Genomic DNA, 18,507 nt, shown 5'->3' on the forward strand with positions numbered 1-18,507 from the left:
GTAGTTCCGCCTGGGCCCGGATGCCTCGGTCGGGGCGGGGTGGTGCGCGCGCCGTCTACCATCCGCGCCGCTCGTCCCTCGCGTCGCTCCCGCCAGACCCACCACGACGGCGCGCGCACCACCCCGACCCGCCCTCTTCCGGACCTCACGTCAGGCGTCGGAGCCCACCTTCGCGCCGTAGAGGTCGTCGATCGTGGCGGCGAAGTCACCGATGACGCGCGCGCGCTTCACCTTGAGCGAGGGCGTGAGATAGCCGTTCTCCTCGGTGAAGTCCGTGTCGAGGACGGTGATCTTGCGGATCGACTCGGCGCGGGAGACGGCCTCGTTCGCGTGCGTGACGGCGCTGTCGAGCGCGGCGAGCACCTGCGGGTCCTTCGCGGCCGTCGCGACGTCCATCGCCGGCAGTCCGTGCGTCGAGAGCCAGCCGGGCAGCATCTCGTGGTCGAGCGTGACGAGCGCACCGATGAACGGCCGCTGGTCGCCGACGACGACCACCTGGCTGACGATCGGGTGTGCCCGCAGGCGGTCCTCGAGGACCGCCGGAGCGACGTTCTTGCCGCCTGCGGTGACGATGATCTCCTTCTTGCGCCCGGTGATCCGGAGATAGCCGTCGGCGTCGAACGAGCCCAGGTCACCCGTGCGGAACCAGCCGTCCTGGAGCGCCTCGGCGGTGAGGTCCGGTCGGTTGCGGTAGCCCCGGAAGACGTGGTCGCCCTTGACGAGGAGCTCGCCGTCGGCGTCGATCCGCAGGGCCGTCCCGGGGAACGCGGGGCCGACCGTGCCGATCTTCGTCAGCCCGGGGAGGTTCACCGCGGTGGGCGCGGTGGTCTCCGTGAGTCCGTAGCCCTCGAGGATGCGCAGTCCCACGCCGCGGAAGAAGTGCCCGAGGCGCTCACCGAGCGGCGCGCCGCCGGAGATCGAGTGGGTGAGCCGGCCGCCCATCGCGTCGCGCAGCGTGCGGTAGACGAGACGGTCCGCGACGGCGTGCTGCACCCGCAACGGGAGCGACGGGCCGCGCGGGGTGTCCAGCGCGCGCGAGTACGAGATCGCGACCTTGGCCGCCCAGTGGAACGGCTTCGCCTTCCCGCCGGCCCGGGCCTTGTGCTCCGCCGAGTTGTACACCTTCTCGAAGACGCGGGGGACCGCGAGGAGGAACGTCGGCCGGAACGTCCCGAGGTCGGCGACGAGGTTCTTCGTGTCGGAGCTGTGCGCGAGGACCGCGTCGGCCGCCACCACGACCACCTGGATGAACCGCGCGAAGACGTGCGCGAGCGGCAGGAACAGCAGGGTGCGCGCGCCAGGGGAGTCGAGGATCTCCGCGAGGCCTGCACGACCGTTCGTCGCGAGGTGGACGAAGCTGCGGTGCGTGAGCTCGACGCCCTTCGGGCGCCCCGTCGAGCCGGACGTGTAGATGATCGTCGCGAGGTCGTCGGCGGACTGGGCGGACCGGCGGCGGTCGACCTCCTCCGCCGGGACGTCACGACCGGCCGCCCGCAGCGCGTCGACGGCACCGTCGTCGATGACGAGGACGTCCCCGAGGCCGGGCAGGTCGTCACGGACGGCCGCGACGGCCGCGGCGTGCTCGGGCGTCTCGACGATCGCGAGCCGCACGTCGGCGTCGGAGCAGATCCACTGCACCTGGTCGGGCGACGACGTCTCGTACACCGGGACGGGTACGGCGCCGACGGCCCAGGCCGCGAAGTCGAGCAGGGTCCACTCGTAGCGGGTGCACGACATGATCGCGACGTGGTCGCCCGCCGCGACGCCGCGCGCGACGAGGCCACGCGCCACCGCCAGGACGTCGTCGGCGAACTCCTGGACCGTCATCGTCGTCCACGCGGCGCCCGGCGCGTCGCGTCGCTCGATCATCGGGGCCGACGCGGCACGCGCGACGCGGTCGAGCAGGAGCGTGCTGATGGTCGCGCGGGGGGAGACCTCGACGAGGCTCGGCGACACGTGTTCCGTCATGAGGACTCTCCGCTGAGTGGGACGGTCAGGGTGGGACGGCGTGCCACTTTACTCCGTACTCGCGGTACCGCGTTCCATCGTCCCGGGTTGCAGGCGTCACGGCCAGGGCGCCGTGGACCGACGTCGGGCCGGTGCACGGGCGGACCTAGGATCGGGGGGTGACGACGAACCCCGAGCAGCCCGCGCCGTCGGGCGCGCACGAGATCCCTCCCGAGATCCTCACGCTGCGCGCCAGCATCGACAACATCGACGCGGCACTCATGCACCTGCTCGCGGAGCGCTTCAAGTTCACGCGCCGGGTCGGCGAGCTCAAGGCCACGGGCGGCCTCCCACCCGCCGACCCCACCCGGGACCGGCAGCAGATCGAGCGGCTCACCGGCATCGCGTCGACGGCCGGTCTCGACCCGGAGTTCGCCGAGGCGTTCCGCGAGTTCATCGTCCACGAAGTCATCCGTCACCACGAGCACATCGCCGCGGAGCACGCCTCCGCAGGGGGCTCCGTCCCCGTCCTCGACACGTACTCCTGAGCCCTTCCCGGTCCGCGGGTGCGCGGTGGCGGGGCCTGCCGATCTGACGGACCCTGGTGGGGACCGAGGGCGGGCCGCCGCGGTCCGTGGTGAGGCCCGCCCGTCTGCCGACGGACGTCATGAGGTGTTCGCATGAAGATCGATTGGCTCAAGCCTCTCCTCGGCCACCCGGGCCCCTTCGCGACGGTGTACATCGACGCGACACGGGCCAACGAGGCCGCGGACCGCGAGGTCGAGAACCGGTGGAAGGGCGTACGCCGCCAGCTCCGCCAGGAGGGAGCACCCGACGCGGTGCTCGACGACCTCGAGGAGGTGGTCCTGCGGCCGACGAGGGTCGCGGGCCTGCACGGGCGCGTGCTGATCGCCGACGACACGGGGATCCTCGTCGACCGGGTCCTCAAGGACCCGCCCGCACAGACCAAGGGAGCCTGGGGCCCCGTCCCGGCCCTGCTCCAGGCCGCACGCGCGGCCGACGAGTCGGTGGACTACGTGCGCGTCGTGGTGGACCGCCAGGGCGCGGACCTCACGTGGTCGGTCGCGGGCGGACACCTCCCGTACCACGAGCCGGAGAGCGTCGAGGGCGGCCACGACGTCATCAACAAGGTCAGCACCGGCGGGCTGTCGCAGAAGCGGATCGAGTCGCGCGCCGAGGACTCGTGGGAGCGCAACGCCGAGGTGGTGGCGGCCGAGCTCGAGCGTCAGGTGGCCGAGCACCGGCCCGAGCTCATCCTGCTCACCGGTGACGTCCGTGCGGTGCCGCTCCTGCGCGGAGCGCTCAAGCGACCGGTCGAGGAGCTCGTCGTCGAGGTGCCGGGCGGCGGACGCGGCGCCGGGATCAACGAGGCGGCGTTCGAGGCGCACGTCAGCGACGCTCTCGAGAGCTTCCGCGAGCGACGGCGCGAGAAGGTGCTCGCCGAGTACCGCCAGGAGCAGGGCCGCGAGTCGGGCGCCGTGACGTCGGTCGAGGACGTCGTGGCTGTCCTCGCTCGCGGCCAGGTCTCCGAGCTCGTCCTCGCCGACGAGTACGGTCAGGACACGGCGCTCGACGGTCGCTCGCTGTGGATCGGTCCCAGCCCGCTGCACATCGCGGCGAGCCGCGAGGCCATCGAGGACCTGGGGGTCACCGAGGGGCTCGAGAAGCTTCCCGCCACCGTAGCCCTCGTGCGGGCGGCGATCGGCCAGGACGCCGGGCTGACGTTCGCCCCCGAGGGCAGCGTCGAGCTCATCGAGGGCGTCGGGGCGACCCTGCGCTGGACGGACGAGGGGACGCCGCGCGAGGTCGCGGCGACGATGTCCGGGGACGGCTCGCGGCTGCGCGGCGAGATCATCTGACTGTCGCCTCGTCGGGCGTGGTTGCGTCCGGGGAGCCACGAGGGGGCGGCGGCGGGTCTACCATCCGCCGCTCGTCCCTCGCGGCTCCCGCCAGACCCGCCACGACCCGCCGCCGCCCCCTCGCGCCTCCCCTCGTCGCTCGGGTCCGCCGTGCCTCTCGGTCTGCCTCGTCGCTCGGTCCGCCTCGCGCGGCGCTCTTTCTGGCGAGGCGCCGACGACGACGGGCCCCGACCTGGTCGGTCGGGGCCCGTCGTGCGGTGGGTCAGGGTGGTGCTGTCAGGCCTTCTTGCGGGCCTCGGGCTCGCCGAGCTCCGAGGAGACGACGACGATCCCGCCCTGGACGGCCGGGTCGCCCTGGCCCTCGGTCGCCTCGACCAGGTCGAGCGTGCCCGTGACGCGACCGCCGTTGCGGACGTCGACCACCGCCGCCTCGACGCCGGCGAGCGAGGCGCCCGGCACGGCGACGGTCGCGGCGAGGATCGGCGTGCGCATCGACACCTTGGCCTCGGACTTGACCTTGCGCAGGGCGGCGAGCGCGTGCCCCGCGGCGGCGAGCACGGCCGGGTCGGCGTCGCCCGCGGCCGAGCGCGCGACGTCGGGCGTGGGCCACGGCGCGCGGTGGATCGAGCCCTCGGAGGCGCGCCACCAGGACCAGACCTCCTCGGTCGCGAACGGCACGAACGGCGCGAAGAGGCGCAGCAGCGTGTCGAGCGCGACGGCGAGCGCGACGCGCGCCGACCGGGTCTCGGGCGAGACCTCCGACGCGGCGGCGCCGGCCCCGTAGGCGCGGTCCTTGACGAGCTCGAGGTAGTCGTCGCAGAACGTCCAGAAGAACGTCTCCGTGGTCTCGAGCGCGCGCGTGTGGTCGTACGCCTCGAACGCCTCGGTGGCGCGCTCGACGACCGACGCGAGGCCCGCGAGCATGGCGCGGTCGAGCGTCTCGGTGACGGCCGCCGGGTCCAGGACGATCTCGCCGGTGCCCGTCTCGGAGTCGACGCCGAACGAGAGCGCGAACTTCGACGCGTTGAGGATCTTGATCGCGAGGCGGCGGCCGATCTTCATCTGGCCGACCTCGAACGCGGCGTCCGTGCCGAGGCGTGCCGAGGCGGCCCAGTAGCGCACCGCGTCCGAGCCGTGCTCCTCGAGCAGGCCCATCGGCGTGACGACGTTGCCCTTGGACTTCGACATCTTCTTGCGGTCGGGGTCGAGGATCCATCCCGAGATCGCCGCGTTCTTCCACGGCAGCGAGCCGTGCTCGAGGTGCGAGCGCACGACGGTGGAGAAGAGCCACGTGCGGATGATGTCCTGGCCCTGGGGGCGCAGGTCCATGGGGAAGACGCGCTCGAACAGGTCGGTGTCGACCTCCCAGCCGCCGGCGATCTGCGGGGTCAGCGACGACGTCGCCCACGTGTCCATGATGTCGTTCTCGCCGACGAAGCCGCCCGGATCGCCTCGCTGGTCCTCGGTGTACCCGGCGGGCACGTCGGTCGACGGGTCGACCGGGAGGACGCCCTCGGACGGGACGATCGGGTGGTCGTGGTCGATGTCGCCGGACTCGAGCACGGGGTACCACAGCGGGATGGACACGCCGAAGAAGCGCTGCCGCGAGACGAGCCAGTCACCGTTGAGGCCGCCGACCCAGTTCTCGTAGCGCACGCGCATGAAGTCGGGGTGGAACGCGAGCTCCTTGCCCCGCTGCAGCAGCTCGCCACGCAGGTCGCGGCGCGCACTGTCCGCGGTCGTCCAGTCGCGGCCGCCGTTGCGGATGTACCACTGGCGCGACGTGACGATCTCGAGCGGCTTCTCGCCCCGCTCGTAGAAGTTGGCCATGCGCTGCGTCGGCACGGGCTCGCCGACGAGGTCGCCCGAGTCGCGCAGGGCGTCGACGACGACCTGGCGCGCGGAGAACGTCGTCTTGCCGGCCATCTCGGCGAAGAGCCCCTGACCGGCGTGCGACGTGATCCAGTCCGGCGTCTCGCGCACGATGCGCCCGTCGCGCTGGATGATCGAGCGGGTCGGGAGCTGCAGCTCGCGCCACCACTGGACGTCCGTCAGGTCGCCGAACGTGCAGCACATCGCGATGCCGGCGCCCTTGCCCGGCTCCGCGGCAGGGTGCGCGAGGACGGGGAGCTCGACGTCGAACAGCGGCGAGCGCACGGTCGTGCCGAACAGGTGCTGGTAGCGCTCGTCGTCGGGGTGCGCGATGAGCGCGACGCACGCCGCGAGCAGCTCGGGACGCGTGGTCTCGATGTGCACGACCTCGCCCGTGTCCGCGCCGTCGTCGGTGCGGTGGAAGGCGACCTTGTGGAAGTGGCCGGGGTACTCGCGCGCCTCGAGCTCGGCCTGCGCGACCGCGGTCTGGAACGTCACGTCCCACAGACCCGGCGCCTGCGCCTGGTAGGCCTCGCCGCGTGCGAGGTTGCGCAGGAACGCGCGCTGCGCCGCGGTGCGCGACCGCGCGTCGATCGTCTGGTACGTCTGCGCCCAGTCCACCGAGAGACCGAGGCGGCGCCAGACCGCCTCGAACTGCTTCTCGTCCTCGACGGTGAGGCGCTCGCACAGCTCGATGAAGTTGCGTCGGCTGACGGGGACGTCCGGTGTCTTCGACGACTTCCCCTCGCCGCCCTCCTGCGGGGGCACGAAGCCCTCGACGTAGGGCAGCGTCGGGTCGCACCGCACGCCGTAGTAGTTCTGCACGCGCCGCTCGGTGGGCAGGCCGTTGTCGTCCCAGCCCATCGGGTAGAACACCTCGAGCCCGCGCATGCGCTGGTAGCGGGCGACGACGTCGGTGTGCGTGTACGAGAAGACGTGGCCCACGTGGAGCGACCCGGACGCCGTCGGGGGCGGGGTGTCGATCGAGTAGATCTGCTCGCGGGTCTTCGTCCGGTCGAACGCGTACGTCCCCTGCTCGGCCCAGCGAGCGCCGTGCAGGTCCTCGAGGCCGTCGATGCTCACGCGGTCGGGTACTCCCGTGACCACCGCGCGGACGACGTCGCCGGCTACCTGACCGGCGGTGGGGGTCGTTGCTGCAGCGGGTTCTGCCGCGCCGTCGGGCGCGTTCGTCGGGAAGTCGCTCATGGTCGCCCATTCTCCCAGATGCGCAGGCCGTGCCCGACGACGTCTCGCGCCCCGGGCGGGGCCTTCACTCCCCGCCGTCCGCCGCCTCCGGACAGGACGGCCCGCCGGTCCGTGACAGGCGCGCGGCCACGTGCTCGGCCGCGCCCAGGAGCCGTTCCCAGACGGCGGGGTCGAGCAGGTCGAGCGGGCGTTCGCTGAACAGGAACAGCCGGTCGCCGACCACCTCCGCCGCGAGCGGCACCCGGCCGCGGACGAGCAGCTCGACGTCGGGTCCGAGCACGTCGTCCGCCGTGCTCGCCGGGGACCGCGGTGGCCCGTAGGCGCGGTGGCGGTCCCCGAACGGCCCGTCGAGCGGCAGCTCCCACACGCGTTCCACACCACGCAGGGCCCGGGCCCCGCGGGTGTTCCGTGCGGGCAGCGTCTCGGCCACGACGTGCGGCCACGGCCGGTCGAGCGACGTCGTGGCGTACGTCCACGCGAACGGCTCGCCCGACCGGTGGCCCGCGCTGTACCGGTAGGTCGCCACCTCCACGGGGTGCGGCCCGCGCGTGCGGACGACGTCGGTCGCACGCCGCATGATGCCGACGTCGAACGCGCCGCTGTTGAGGTCGGGGTCGTCGATGCGGGAGACGAAGTCGAACCCGTTGGCCGCCGCGAACCGGCTCAGCCGGTAGGAGAGCTCGCCCTGGTGCGCGGAGGACCGCCGGATCCCGACGACGACCAGCACGACGAGCAGGACCGTGCCGGCCGTGGTCAGCGCCGCGGCGACCGGCTCGGCGTGGAGGCCCACCAGCAGGAGCGTGTACAGGGCGCCGAGGCAGACGGCCACGACGACGAGCAGGACCGCGAGGAGCGCCCCGCGGAGCACCACGCCGAGCACGCGGGACGCGACCGACGTCGCGCCGGGAGTCCGGGACTCCTTCGCCCGGCGCCGCAGGGAACTCTGGTAAGCGCGTACGGCCGCCCGGTCCACGGGGTCGACGAGCGCGCTCGTGTCCAGGGCGGCCCGGTCCTGAGGGGTGGGGATCACCCCGCGAGGCTAGCGGCCGCAGGTCGCTGCTCGGCCGGGCGACGGTCCGTGCGTCGTGCGCCCTGCGACCCACGACGGGCGGGTACTAGGGTCGTTCCCATGGGTCTGACGATCGGCTACGCCGCGATGCTCGAGCAGTTCCACCCCACCGAGGCCGTCGAGCTCTCGGCCTACGCCGAGGAGCACGGCTTCTCCGGCACGATGGCCGCCGACCACTTCCAGCCCTGGGTCCCCGCGCAGGGCCAGTCGTCGTTCGTGTGGAACGTCCTGACCGCGCTCGGCGAGCGCACGTCCGGCGACCTCGGTCCGGGCGTCACCGCGCCGACGTTCCGCTGGCACCCCGCGATGGTCGCGCAGGCCTCCGCGACGCTCGCCGCGATGTACCCGGGCCGGCACTGGCTCGGCCTGGGCTCGGGCGAGGCGCTCAACGAGCACGTCGTGGCGGGCTACTGGCCCGAGGCGCCCGAGCGCATCAACCGCATGTTCGAGGCGATCGACGTCATCAAGAAGCTCTTCACGGCCTCGCTCGCGGGCAAGGACGTCAAGCACGCCGGGCAGTTCTACAAGATGGAGTCCACGCGGCTGTGGACCATGCCGGAGGTCCCGCCGGAGATCCTCGTCGCCACCGCGGGTCCGGTGACCGCCAAGCGCGCGGGTCGCCACGCCGACGGGCTCATCACGGTCGGGGCGCCGCTCGAGAAGATCTCCATGCTGTTCGGAAAGTTCGACGACGGCGTCCGCGAGTCCGGCCGTGACCCGCAGGCCATGCCCAGGGTGCTCCAGCTCCACCTCTCGTGGGCGGAGACGGACGAGGAGGCGCTCGCCAACGCGATGCACGAGTGGCCCAACGGCGGCATGAAGTTCCCGAAGGCCGACATCCGCTCGCCGCACGACTTCGAGCAGATGGCCAAGCTCGTGCGCCCCGAGGACTTCGAGGGCCGCATGGTCATCTCGGCGGACCCCGACGAGCACCGGGCCTACATCCAGAAGTTCGTCGACCTCGGCTTCGACCGCATCTACCTGCACAACGTGGGTCGCAACCAGCGCGAGTGGATCGAGACGTTCGGCCGCGACGTCCTGCCGAAGCTCTCCCGGTGACCGCTCCCGGTCCCGTGCCCGACGGCGCGCCGCAGGCAGGCGCGTCGGCCCGCCTGGTCGTGTGGGCGCCGTCGGGCCTGGGCGAGGTGCGGCCCGGCGACGACCTCGCCGCGCTCGTCGGCGACCTCCTCGCTGGGGACGCGCTCGCGGGCGAGGAACCGCTCGCGGAGGGGGACGTCGTCGTCGTGACGAGCAAGATCGTGTCGAAGGCGGAGGGCCGCGTCGTCGCCGCCGCCGACCGCGAGCAGGCGATCACCGACGAGACCGTGCGGGTCGTCGCGACGCGGGCACGCCCGGGCCTCCCGCCGCTGCGGATCGTGGAGAACCGGCTCGGTCTCGTCATGGCGGCCGCCGGCGTCGACGCGTCGAACACGCCCGAGGGGACGGTCCTGCTCCTGCCGCTGGACCCGGACGCCTCCGCCCGCTCGCTGCGCGCCGCGCTGCGTGGCCGGTTCGGCGTCGAGCGCCTGGGCGTCGTCGTGACCGACACGATGGGCCGCGCGTGGCGCGACGGCCTCGTCGACGTTGCGATCGGCGCCGCGGGGGTCACGGTCGTCGACGACCTGCGGGGCGGCGTCGACGCCCACGGGCGGCCGCTGTCGGTCACCGTGACCGCTGTCGCCGACGAGATCGCGTCGGCGAGCGAGGTCGTGCGCGGCAAGTCCGACGGCCGGCCGGTCGCCGTCGTCCGGGGGCTCGGTGCGCACGTGACCGCCGACGACGGTCCCGGCGCGCGGGTGCTCGTGCGGCCCTCCGCCGACGACCTGTTCCGCGAGGGCAGCGCCGAGGCGACCGCGCGGGGACGCGAGAGCGGGTATGCGGAGGGGTACCGCGACGGCTTCGCCGAGGCGTTCCGCGAGAGCGGGGCGGGGCCGCAGGCCGACGCGCAGTCCGAACCGGGGAGCGAGGAGGGGCGAAAGGCCTGGCCGTGAGGCGAGCGAGCGCCTAGCCTGCCCGGATGCTGCCCTCTTCCTGGATCGAGCACCGCCGACCTGACGACCGCGAGCCCGTGGGCTGGATCCGCCCCGAGGGCGACGAGTGGGTCGCCGTGTCGCTGCTCGGGCACGACCTGACCGGGCCGGTCGACTGGCTCGCCGCCGAGGAGGCGCTCGAGGCGACCGGGCTGTCGTGGCTCGCCGACGTCTGGACGCTCGAGCAGGACGGGGGTGAGGCGCTGCGCGTGCGCCTCGTCGAGGTGACGCCGGACGGGGTCGTGGTCCAGACGGACGACTTCGGCGCGATCGACGTCCCCGTCGCGCGGTACGCCCTGCCGTGGCCGGCGCCAGTATCGCTGCGTCCGCGGCGGCCCGGCGACCCGGACGGCCGGGTGCTCGGCGGCTGACGAGCTGCACGTCGCGCCGTCGGCGTCAGCCCGCCAGGCCCACGAGGCGCGCGCTGTCGTCCCAGAGACGACGGGCCAGCGCGTCGTCGCGCGCCGCCTCGGACGGGTCCGGCCAGGTGAGCCGGCCCCGTCGCAGCGCCGCGTACGAGCGCCCCGGCGGCGGGGCGACGTGCCCGAGCGCGAGCGCGGCGAGAGCCGTCCCCGCGGCGTCGCGGGTGTTGAGGGTCGGGTCGAACCACCGCAGCGGCGCACCGACCGGCGTGCCGAGGACGGACCACGCCGCCCGCAGCCGCAGGGGGAGGTCGTGGACCAGGCCCGTGCCGAACACCTGGCCCGGGTCGAGCGCGACGGCGCGCACCCCGCGCGACCGCACGTCGTCGACGCCGCGCAGCGCCCGCACCGTGAGGACGGTGCACAGCTTCGACGCCGTGTACGCGTGCTGCCCGGCCCGGCGCGGCCGGCCGTCGCGGTCCGGGTCGCGCTCGGGGAACGCGAGCAGCGGCGCGTCCGCGTGCCGCGGCGGTGCGAGCGCCGCACCGGTCGCGGGGTCGTGCGCGCCGCTCGTGGTCAGCACGACGACGGCGCCGTCGGCGAGCACCGGCAGCAGGAGGCGGAGCACCAGGTAGTGCGCGAGGTGGTTCACCGCGAACGTCGTCTCGAAGCCGTCGACGGTCCGCTCGTGGGCGCTCGGCCGGATGACGCCCGCGTTGAGCACGAGCGCGTCGATGCGCTCGTCGCCGAGACGCTCCCGCGTCGCGGCGGCGAACTGGCGGACGGAGCCCAGCCGTGCCAGGTCGAGCGGGACGGCCTCGCCCTCCGCTGTCGCCCCCCGAGCCCCGACGAGCACCCGCGCGTGCTCGGGCTCCGCGAGCCGTCGTGCGGCGACCAGCCCGAACCCCGAGGTGCCGCCGGTCATGACGACCGTCGAAGTCGCCCGCCGCAGCGTCGGTGCCTCGGCCCTGTCGGCCCTGTCGGCCTTGTCGGCCCTGCCGCCCTCCACCGTGGTCATCCCGCCGATGCCGGTGCCGGTGCCGGAGCGAGGGCCGCGGCGAGGACGTGCCGCAGCGTGACCTCCAGCGGGGTCGTGCACCGGTGCACCCGGTCGCCGCGGGGCCGGAGGAGGCCCTGTGCGCCCGCGTCGGCGAGGGCGACGAGCTCGTGAGCGAAGGTCTCGGGGACGCCCGAGGCGGTCAGGGTCGGCACGCGGTCGGCCCGCGGGACGACCACGACCTCGAGCGGCCGCCCGAGCGCCGCTCCCAGCAGCTCGGCGACCTGGCGCTCGCTGTACGCGGGTCCGTCGAGGTCGACCACCTCGCTGGCTCGCGGTGGTGCGAGCAGCGTGCGCGCGACGAACGCCCCGACGTCGCGGGTCGCGACCATCGGCAGCGTGACGTCCGGGTCGTCGTCGAGGACGGGGTAGACGCCGGCGGTGAGGGCGTCCGGCAGGACGTCCTCCACCTTCTCCTGGAAGTGCGCGGAGCGGACGACGCTCAGGGTCGCGCCGGTGCGGCGCAGCCCGAGCTCGAGGTGGTGCAGCCACCGGACCGGCCCGGTGCCCTCGGCCAGGTCGGCGCCGACCGACGACAGCACGACGACGTGCGGGACGTCGCTGTCGCCGACGGCTCCGGCGATCGAGTCGGCGAGCGCCCGGTGCTCGGCGTCGCCGGCGGTCGGGTCGGTGGGAAGGAGGACGAACGCCCCGTCGCTGCCGCGGAGCGCTCGGGCCAGCGCCGCACGGTCCCCGAGGTCGGCCACCACCGCGTGAGCTCCGTGTCCCGTCCAGTCGTCGGACCGGGCGGGGTCGCGGACCACGACGCGCACCGCCGCACCCCAGCGGACGAGCTCTGCGACGGCAGCCCCTCCGACGTGACCTGTCGCTCCGGTGATCGTGTACATCGTGTCCTCCTCGGTCTCCCCGGGCCTCGCGCCCGGCGTCGGTCCCAGTCCACCGGGCCGCGTGGGCACAGTCCATGTCCGGGACGCGCACGACCGTGTCCCTGCGTCTACCGTGTGCCGTATGGATCCGTTCGGCGATCTCCTGGACGGCGTCCGCGCTCGCACCGCGGCGTTCTGCCAGGCGGTCCTCGAGCCGCCGTGGGGGCTGCGCATCGCCGACGGCGCCGCTCTCGCGCTGGTCACGGCGCTGCGCGGGCACGCCTGGGTCGTGCCGGACGAGGGGGAGCCGACCCGGGTCGGGACGGGGGACGTCGCGATCGTCAAGGGTCCGCGGCCCTACACCGTCTGCGACGCCCCGGGCACCGCGCCGGACGTCCTGGTGCTGCCGGACGACCGCCTGAGCACGACGGACGGCGTCGACGTCACCGACGAGACGGTGCGCCGGTGGCGCACCCGCGGGGCCGACCGCGACGGTGTCGCCGTCGTGGCGAGCGGCACCTACCGCGTGAGCGCCGACGTGTCGGTGCGGCTGCTGCACGCGCTGCCGGAGGTCGTCCTGGTCCCCGCTGCCGACGCACGGGGCCCGGTGCTGGAGCTGCTGGCGCACGAGGTGGACGGCGGCGGGCCAGGCCAGCAGGTCCTCCTCGACCGTCTCCTCGACATGGCGCTCGTCACGACGCTGCGCGCCTGGTTCGCGCGCCCGGGCGCGCCCGCCCCGGGCTGGTATCGCGCACAGGGGGACGCCCTCGCGGGTCCGGCGTTGCGCGCGATGCACGCGCACCCCGCCAAACCCTGGACGGTCGCGACGCTCGCCGACGTCGCCGGCTGTTCCCGCGCCGCGTTCGCGCGCCGCTTCACGACCCTGGTCGGCGAGCCCCCGATGAGGTACCTCGCGGAGTGGAGGATCACGCTCGCCGCCGACCTGCTCCGCACGACCGACCTGACGGTCGACGCCGTCGCGCACCGTGTGGGCTACGCCAACGCCTTCGCGCTGAGCGTCGCGTTCCGACGGCTGCGGGGGACGTCGCCGGCGCGCCACCGCGTCGGGCGTCAGCCGGCGTCCGTCGTGCCCTCGTAGAGGGCGATGGCGTTGCCGTCGAGGTCGGTGAACGCCGCCCACCAGGAGGTCGGGCTGATCTCGGAGCGTTCCATGGTGACCGTCCCGCCGAGCCTGCGGACCGTGGCGAGCGCCTCGTCGATCGAGTCGACCTCGACGTAGCTGCGCGGCTGCGTGAAGCCCTCCGAGCGCGGGGCGAGCCCGCCACCGCTGATCTTGTTCGGTGCCTGCCACATCGGGTAGCCCTCGAAGCCGGGGATCTCGGCGATCTGCCAGCCGAAGAGCTCGCCGTAGAAGGCGGTCGCCCGGCCTGTGTCGCTGACCGGGATGTCGATGTGGGTGATGTCGCCGTGCGCCACGATGCCTCCAAGGCCGATGACCAGCGGGCGGGATCGTCCGCCTCCGCCAGGCTAGGACGTCTCGGCGGGCTCGTCACCCCTTCTCGGGGTCGGACGGCGCGGAGCCGGCATCGTCCTGCGCCGCGTGCTCGGCCGTCACGAGCTCAGGCGCAACCTCGTCAGTCGTCTGCTCCTCGGGCTCCTCGGGCTCCTCGGGCTCCTCGGGCTCCTCGGGCTCCTCGGGCTCCTCGGGCGGCCTCGTCGGGGCCGTGCCCGCCGCGACGTCGTCGCCCGAGAGCCAGCGCAACCAGCCGGACCGCGCATCACCCTCGAGCAGCAGAGCCCGGACGAGCAGCGTGAGCGGGATCGCGAGGATCGCACCGAGCGGCCCGATGACGAACGTCCAGAACACGACGGACACGAAGCTCAGGGTGAGGCTCAGGTTCACGGCGTCGGCCACGAACTTGGGCTGCACGAGCACCTGCAGGACGACGTTGACCACGCAGTAGACCGCCACGACGGCGAGCGCGAGCTGCCAGCCCCCGACGACGAACGCCATGATCGCCGGCGGGACGAGACCGAGGACGAACCCGATGTTGGGCACGAAGTTCGTGACGAAGGCGAGGATCGCCCACACGACGGGCGCCGGGACGCCGAGGATCGTCAGCGCGATGCCGTCGATGACCGCGACGACCGCGCCGAACGACGCGTTGACGACGAAGTAGCGGCGCACGCCGCCGCTGAACCGCGTCGCGCGGTCGACCGGCCCGGCCTGGCTCGCGCCGAAGACCTGGGACGCCGTCGAGTACCGCGCGCCGTCGGCCGCCATGAAGATCGCGTACGCGAGCACGAAGAAGAAGGCCGTCGCGATGCCGAGCACCGTGCTGCTCACGCCCCCGGCCAGGGAGAGGAGGCGTGACGGCTCAAGCCACGACGTCGCGGCGTCGGCGATGTCCGTGTCGATCCCGAGCGCGGCGAGCTGGTCGACGAGGTCGCGCATCGCCTGCTGCAGCTGGGGCAGGTACGACTGCACGAGGTCGGCGAACTGGAAGCCCGCGAAGACGAGCATCGCGAGCAGCGCGGCGAGGATGAGGTACGCGACGACGATCACGGCGGTCGTGGCGGCCCACCGTGGCCACCCCCTCCGCTCGAGGCCGAAGCGCACCGGGTGGCAGATGATGACGATCACCGCGGCGAGGAGGATCGGGGCCACCACGTCGTTGGCCGCGTAGAGACCGGCGAGCACGACGACCCCCGCGGCGAGCGTGAGCAGCGTACGGGTCGCGGGGGCGAGCGAGGGCGCGGCGGGTGTCGACGTCACCCGGAGACAGTAGCGGGCGTCAGGCCTTCGCGGCCTTGGCGGCCGCCTTCTGCTCCTTCTTGAACGCGCGGACCTCGGTGAGCGACTCGGCGCTCGTCACGTCGGCGATCGAGCGCCGCGACCCGTCGTCGCCGTAGCTCCCGGCGGCCTCGCGCCACCCGGCCGGCTCGACGCCGCGCTGCTTGCCGAGGAGCGCGAGGAAGATCTTGGCCTTCTGCTCGCCGAACCCGGGGAGCGCGCGGAGCCGGGCGAGCACCTCGGCGCCCGTCGGTGCGCCGTCGGCGCCGCGTCGCGTCCAGACCTGCGTGACGTCGCCGTCGTAGTCGTCGACCACCGCGCGGGCGAGCGCCTGGACCCGTGCCGCCATCGATCGGCCGTAGCGGTGGATCGCCGGCGGCGTGGTCGCGAGGGTCACGAACGCGTCGGGGTCCGCGTCCGCGACGGCGTGCGGGTCGATCGAGCCGAGGCGGTCGCGGATCTTGCGCGGGCCGGCGAAGGCGTGCTCCATCGGGTACTGCTGGTCGAGCAGCATGCCGACGAGCAGCGCGAACGGGTCGCTCGACAGGAGCGCATCGGTCTCGGGGTCTCCGGTGATCCACAGGTCGCGTGCCATGCGTCCCATGATGACAGCCCCGCGGGGAGGCGGCCCCAGGGCCGGATCGACCGACCGCGCACCGGTCCGTTCGGCGCCCCGCGCGCGTCCGTCAGGGCGTTGACAGGTCACGCCTGCCGGAGGACCGTGGGAGGGGTACGAAGGAGTACGCCATGCGCCGTCGAGTGCTCGTCTGGATGTCCGTCTTGTCGCTGTTCCTCGCGGGAGGACTGCTCACGGGGAGCGTCGTCACGGCCCCCGCGGCGGCGGCCCATCCGTACTGCGGGCAGGTCTGGGGCTCGCTCGCGAAGAGCGCGCCCGGCATGTCCGCCGGTCGGCTGACCGACGTCCGCGCCGGGCGCCACGGATGCTTCGACCGGCTCGTGCTCGATGTCGACCGCCCGCTCACCGGATGGTCGGTGCGCTACGTGAACCAGGTCGTCGTGGACGGCTCGGGGGCCGTCGTGCCGGTCCGGGGCGGAGCGCGGCTGGAGGTCGTGGCACGCGTCGGCGTCGTCCCGACCGACGCGTTCTTCGTCGGTCCGGGAGGCACGCTCGTCGACACCTCCGGTTACCGCACCTTCCGGCACGTCGCGTGGGCCGGCAGCTTCGAGGGCGTGACGACGGTCGGGCTCGGCGTGCGGGCGCGGCTGCCCTTCCGCGCGTTCGTCCTGGCCGGTCCGGGTCCCGGGTCCCGGCTCGTCGTCGACGTCGGGCACGAGTGGTGCGCGACGGGCCACAGGGACTGCTGAGCCCGGCGGGAGCCGGCGGAAGCCGGCGGAAGCATCGACGAGGGCGGTGGTTCCGTGCCTCCGGTCAGGGCAGCGTACGGAGCCGTCCGGTACGGAACTCGTCGACGCCCGTGCGCCGCAGGACGGCGCTCGTCCAGCCCGGCAGGAGCGCGAGGCCGCTCTCCCCGCTGAGGCGGCGGACGTCGTCGACCGCGTAGTCGACGCCGCGTCGCTCGAGCACGAACGACCCGGCGGCGTCGATGTTGCGCACCCAGTCGACGTCGGGACCGTACGTGAGGGCGAACACGACGCGCACGTGCTCGCCCTCGCGGTAGGCGAACGCGAACACGGGCGTGCGGTACTCGCGTCCGCTGCGCCGCCCGACGTGCCGGACCACCGCCATCGGGCCGATCCCCGTCGCGACGCGCAGCATGACGGGGTTGAGCACGTGCTTGTTCGTCCGGGTGACCCAGTGCGGCATCGGCATGCCCCATGGTCGCGCGGCACGTGGCGGTCGCGCGACCTATCGTGACCGGGTGCCGACCCGACTGCTCCTCCTCAGCGACACGCACGTGCCCGCGCGTGCCCGCGCGCTGCCCGACCAGGTGTGGCGCGCGGTCGACGCCGCGGACGTCGTGGTGCACGCCGGGGACTGGGTGGACGTCGCGCTCCTCGACCAGCTCGAGGCGCGCGCGGCGCGGCTCGTCGGCGTCGCGGGCAACAACGACGGACCCGAGCTGCACGCCCGGCTCCCGGAGGTGGCGCGGACGACGGTCGACGGGCTGCGCGTCGCCGTCGTGCACGAGACCGGGGGCAAGGACGGGCGCGAGCGCCGCGCTGACGCCGCGTACCCGGACACGGACCTGCTCGTCTTCGGGCACAGCCACATCCCGTGGGACACCGTGACCCCCGGCGGGATGCGGCTGCTCAACCCCGGCTCGCCGACGGACCGCCGACGTCAGCCGGTCGGCACGTACCTCACGGCCGAGGTCGACGACGGCGTGCTGCGCGACGTCGCGCTCGTGCCCGTCGAGCGGTGAGCGCGCCGGCCGTCCTGGACTCCTTCCGACCTCGGGGGCCCTCGTCGTGCCTGCAGCGCGGGCCGGGGTGGACGCGGTCCGGTCAGGCGGCCCCGGCGCGCTCGCGGTGGACCGCGGGGCTCACGCCCCGCACGCGCTTGAACGCCGCGCTGAGCGCGAACGGCGTGCCGTACCCGACGGCGCGCGCCACCGACGACAGGGTCGCGTCGTCCGCGAGGAGCAGGTCCGCGGCGAGGTCGAGGCGCCACCCCGTGAGGTAGGTCATGGGCGGCTCGCCGACGAGCTCGGTGAACCGTCGCGAGAACGCGGCGCGCGAGAGCCCGACCTCGCGCGCGAGCGACTCGACCGTCCAGGGGTGCGCCGGGTCGTGGTGGATGAGGCGCAGGGCGGCGCCGACGACGGGGTCGGCGTCGGCGCGGTACCAGCCCGGCGCGTCGGGTCCGGAGAGCCACGTCCGCAGGCACGAGATGAGGAGGAGGTCGAGCAGGCGGTCGAGCACGGCCTCCTGGCCCGGCAGGTCCTGCACGACCTCGCGCGCCAGCATCTCGACGAGGGGCGCGTCGACGTCGCCCCGCCGCAGCACGACGCGCTGGGGCAGCACCCGCAGGATCCGGCGGCCCACCTCGCCGTCGAGCGGGTAGGTCCCGGTGACGATGACGGTCTCGCCGTCGGGGTCGTTGCCCCACGAGCGCACGCCGAGCACGGTCATGGGGGAGGGACCGCCGTCGATCGCGCGACATACCTCGGTCGGGCCGATGACGACCTGGGGCGCGGTGGTGGGGGAGTCGGCGACGACGTAGTGGTCGGGGCCGCGGAACAGGACGACGTCGCCCTCCTCGACGAGGACGCCCGGGTCGGGAGCGCCGCCCCCGTGCCGTGTCTCGCCGTCCGCGGGCCCGACCCAGCCCGAGCCGCGAAGGACCGGCACGATCGTCAGGGGCGCCTCGTCCTCGATGCGCAGGCCCCACGGCGCGCGCAGATGGCTGCGCAGGAGGAATGCGCCGCGCGCGCGAGGTCCGTCGAGCAGTCCGGAGACCACGTCCATCTCGCCAGCGTACGGAGAAACGGAGCCGCGAGATAGCGACGTGCCGCGCGACGACCCCCGCCAGGACGGTCGGGGACCACTATCTCGGCGGGGTGTCGCTATCTCGCGATCG

The 18,507-nt window shown here is 74.0% G+C and carries 18 protein-coding genes; 8 read left to right on the plus strand and 10 right to left on the minus strand.

Translation table 11 applies throughout. The features are described from left to right. Positions 1-150 precede the first annotated feature (150 nt). Positions 151-1,968, minus strand: a complete 1,818-nt coding sequence (locus AC4H2G_RS17680) for an AMP-dependent synthetase/ligase (RefSeq protein WP_494367047.1) — start codon at positions 1,966-1,968, stop codon at positions 151-153. A 158-nt stretch (positions 1,969-2,126) separates the two neighbouring features. Between AC4H2G_RS17680 and AC4H2G_RS17685 the strand changes: the two genes are divergently transcribed. Both AC4H2G_RS17685 and AC4H2G_RS17690 read left to right on the plus strand, forming a co-directional pair. Next, entirely contained in the window at positions 2,127-2,495 is a 369-nt protein-coding gene (locus AC4H2G_RS17685) for a chorismate mutase (protein ID WP_494367048.1), read from the plus strand. Positions 2,496-2,627: 132 nt separating this feature from the next. Beyond that, positions 2,628-3,827, plus strand: coding sequence for a baeRF2 domain-containing protein (locus AC4H2G_RS17690; RefSeq protein WP_494367049.1), 1,200 nt, complete (start codon positions 2,628-2,630; stop codon positions 3,825-3,827). A 276-nt stretch (positions 3,828-4,103) separates the two neighbouring features. On the opposite strand, the gene valS is transcribed toward AC4H2G_RS17690, so the two are convergent. Next, positions 4,104-6,905: a valine--tRNA ligase gene (gene valS / locus AC4H2G_RS17695; RefSeq protein WP_494367050.1), complete on the minus strand. Its 2,802-nt coding sequence runs from the start codon at positions 6,903-6,905 to the stop codon at positions 4,104-4,106. Positions 6,906-6,969: 64 nt separating this feature from the next. Further along, positions 6,970-7,935: a hypothetical protein gene (locus AC4H2G_RS17700; protein WP_494367051.1), complete on the minus strand. Its 966-nt coding sequence runs from the start codon at positions 7,933-7,935 to the stop codon at positions 6,970-6,972. 99 nt (positions 7,936-8,034) lie between these two features. Between AC4H2G_RS17700 and AC4H2G_RS17705 the strand changes: the two genes are divergently transcribed. Genes AC4H2G_RS17705 through AC4H2G_RS17715 form a run of 3 tightly spaced genes read left to right on the plus strand, consistent with a single transcriptional unit; the run spans position 8,035 to position 10,375 of the window. Continuing rightward, positions 8,035-9,033, plus strand: coding sequence for a TIGR03557 family F420-dependent LLM class oxidoreductase (locus AC4H2G_RS17705; RefSeq protein WP_494367052.1), 999 nt, complete (start codon positions 8,035-8,037; stop codon positions 9,031-9,033). After that, on the plus strand, positions 9,030-9,965 hold the full coding sequence (gene cofE / locus AC4H2G_RS17710; RefSeq protein WP_494367053.1) for a coenzyme F420-0:L-glutamate ligase: 936 nt from the start codon (positions 9,030-9,032) through the stop codon (positions 9,963-9,965). The genes AC4H2G_RS17705 and cofE overlap by 4 nt, the downstream gene beginning before the upstream one ends. A 26-nt stretch (positions 9,966-9,991) precedes the next feature. Next, a complete protein-coding gene (locus AC4H2G_RS17715; protein WP_494367054.1) occupies positions 9,992-10,375 on the plus strand; it encodes a hypothetical protein in 384 nt (127 codons plus the stop codon). A 25-nt stretch (positions 10,376-10,400) separates the two neighbouring features. On the opposite strand, the gene AC4H2G_RS17720 is transcribed toward AC4H2G_RS17715, so the two are convergent. After that, positions 10,401-11,384 carry an SDR family NAD(P)-dependent oxidoreductase gene (locus AC4H2G_RS17720; RefSeq protein ID WP_494367055.1) on the minus strand — a complete coding sequence of 328 codons (984 nt, stop codon included), beginning with the start codon at positions 11,382-11,384 and terminating at the stop codon, positions 10,401-10,403. Beyond that, positions 11,381-12,271: an NmrA family NAD(P)-binding protein gene (locus AC4H2G_RS17725; RefSeq protein ID WP_494367056.1), complete on the minus strand. Its 891-nt coding sequence runs from the start codon at positions 12,269-12,271 to the stop codon at positions 11,381-11,383. The genes AC4H2G_RS17720 and AC4H2G_RS17725 overlap by 4 nt, the downstream gene beginning before the upstream one ends. A gap of 121 nt (positions 12,272-12,392) precedes the next feature. Between AC4H2G_RS17725 and AC4H2G_RS17730 the strand changes: the two genes are divergently transcribed. After that, positions 12,393-13,349: an AraC family transcriptional regulator gene (locus AC4H2G_RS17730; protein WP_494367057.1), complete on the plus strand. Its 957-nt coding sequence runs from the start codon at positions 12,393-12,395 to the stop codon at positions 13,347-13,349. Here AC4H2G_RS17730 and AC4H2G_RS17735 read toward each other — a convergent pair. From AC4H2G_RS17735 to AC4H2G_RS17745, 3 genes are all read right to left on the minus strand, one after another. Next, on the minus strand, positions 13,322-13,687 hold the full coding sequence (locus tag AC4H2G_RS17735) for a VOC family protein (protein ID WP_494367058.1): 366 nt from the start codon (positions 13,685-13,687) through the stop codon (positions 13,322-13,324). The two genes, AC4H2G_RS17730 and AC4H2G_RS17735, sit on opposite strands and share 28 nt — an antisense overlap. A 73-nt stretch (positions 13,688-13,760) precedes the next feature. Next, complete coding sequence (locus AC4H2G_RS17740) at positions 13,761-14,987, minus strand: AI-2E family transporter (protein ID WP_494367059.1); 1,227 nt, start codon at positions 14,985-14,987, stop codon at positions 13,761-13,763. 19 nt (positions 14,988-15,006) lie between these two features. Further along, positions 15,007-15,600 (minus strand): HhH-GPD-type base excision DNA repair protein, encoded by a 594-nt coding sequence (locus AC4H2G_RS17745; protein WP_494367060.1) that lies wholly within the window; start codon positions 15,598-15,600, stop codon positions 15,007-15,009. Positions 15,601-15,752: 152 nt separating this feature from the next. Between AC4H2G_RS17745 and AC4H2G_RS17750 the strand changes: the two genes are divergently transcribed. Then, positions 15,753-16,331: an AMIN-like domain-containing (lipo)protein gene (locus tag AC4H2G_RS17750; RefSeq protein WP_494367061.1), complete on the plus strand. Its 579-nt coding sequence runs from the start codon at positions 15,753-15,755 to the stop codon at positions 16,329-16,331. A 64-nt stretch (positions 16,332-16,395) separates the two neighbouring features. Here the strand turns inward: AC4H2G_RS17750 and AC4H2G_RS17755 are convergent, their stop codons facing one another. Next, the gene (locus AC4H2G_RS17755) at positions 16,396-16,797 is read right to left on the minus strand and encodes a PNPOx family protein (protein WP_494367062.1); all 402 of its coding nucleotides are present in this window, start codon (positions 16,795-16,797) and stop codon (positions 16,396-16,398) included. 49 nt (positions 16,798-16,846) lie between these two features. Here AC4H2G_RS17755 and AC4H2G_RS17760 point away from each other — a divergent pair, with 49 nt between their 5' ends. After that, positions 16,847-17,350 (plus strand): metallophosphoesterase family protein, encoded by a 504-nt coding sequence (locus AC4H2G_RS17760; RefSeq protein ID WP_494367063.1) that lies wholly within the window; start codon positions 16,847-16,849, stop codon positions 17,348-17,350. 82 nt (positions 17,351-17,432) lie between these two features. Here the strand turns inward: AC4H2G_RS17760 and AC4H2G_RS17765 are convergent, their stop codons facing one another. After that, entirely contained in the window at positions 17,433-18,395 is a 963-nt protein-coding gene (locus AC4H2G_RS17765; RefSeq protein ID WP_494367064.1) for an AraC family transcriptional regulator, read from the minus strand. Positions 18,396-18,507 lie beyond the last annotated feature (112 nt).

Source organism: Cellulosimicrobium sp. BMG9.23, from assembly GCF_059159985.1.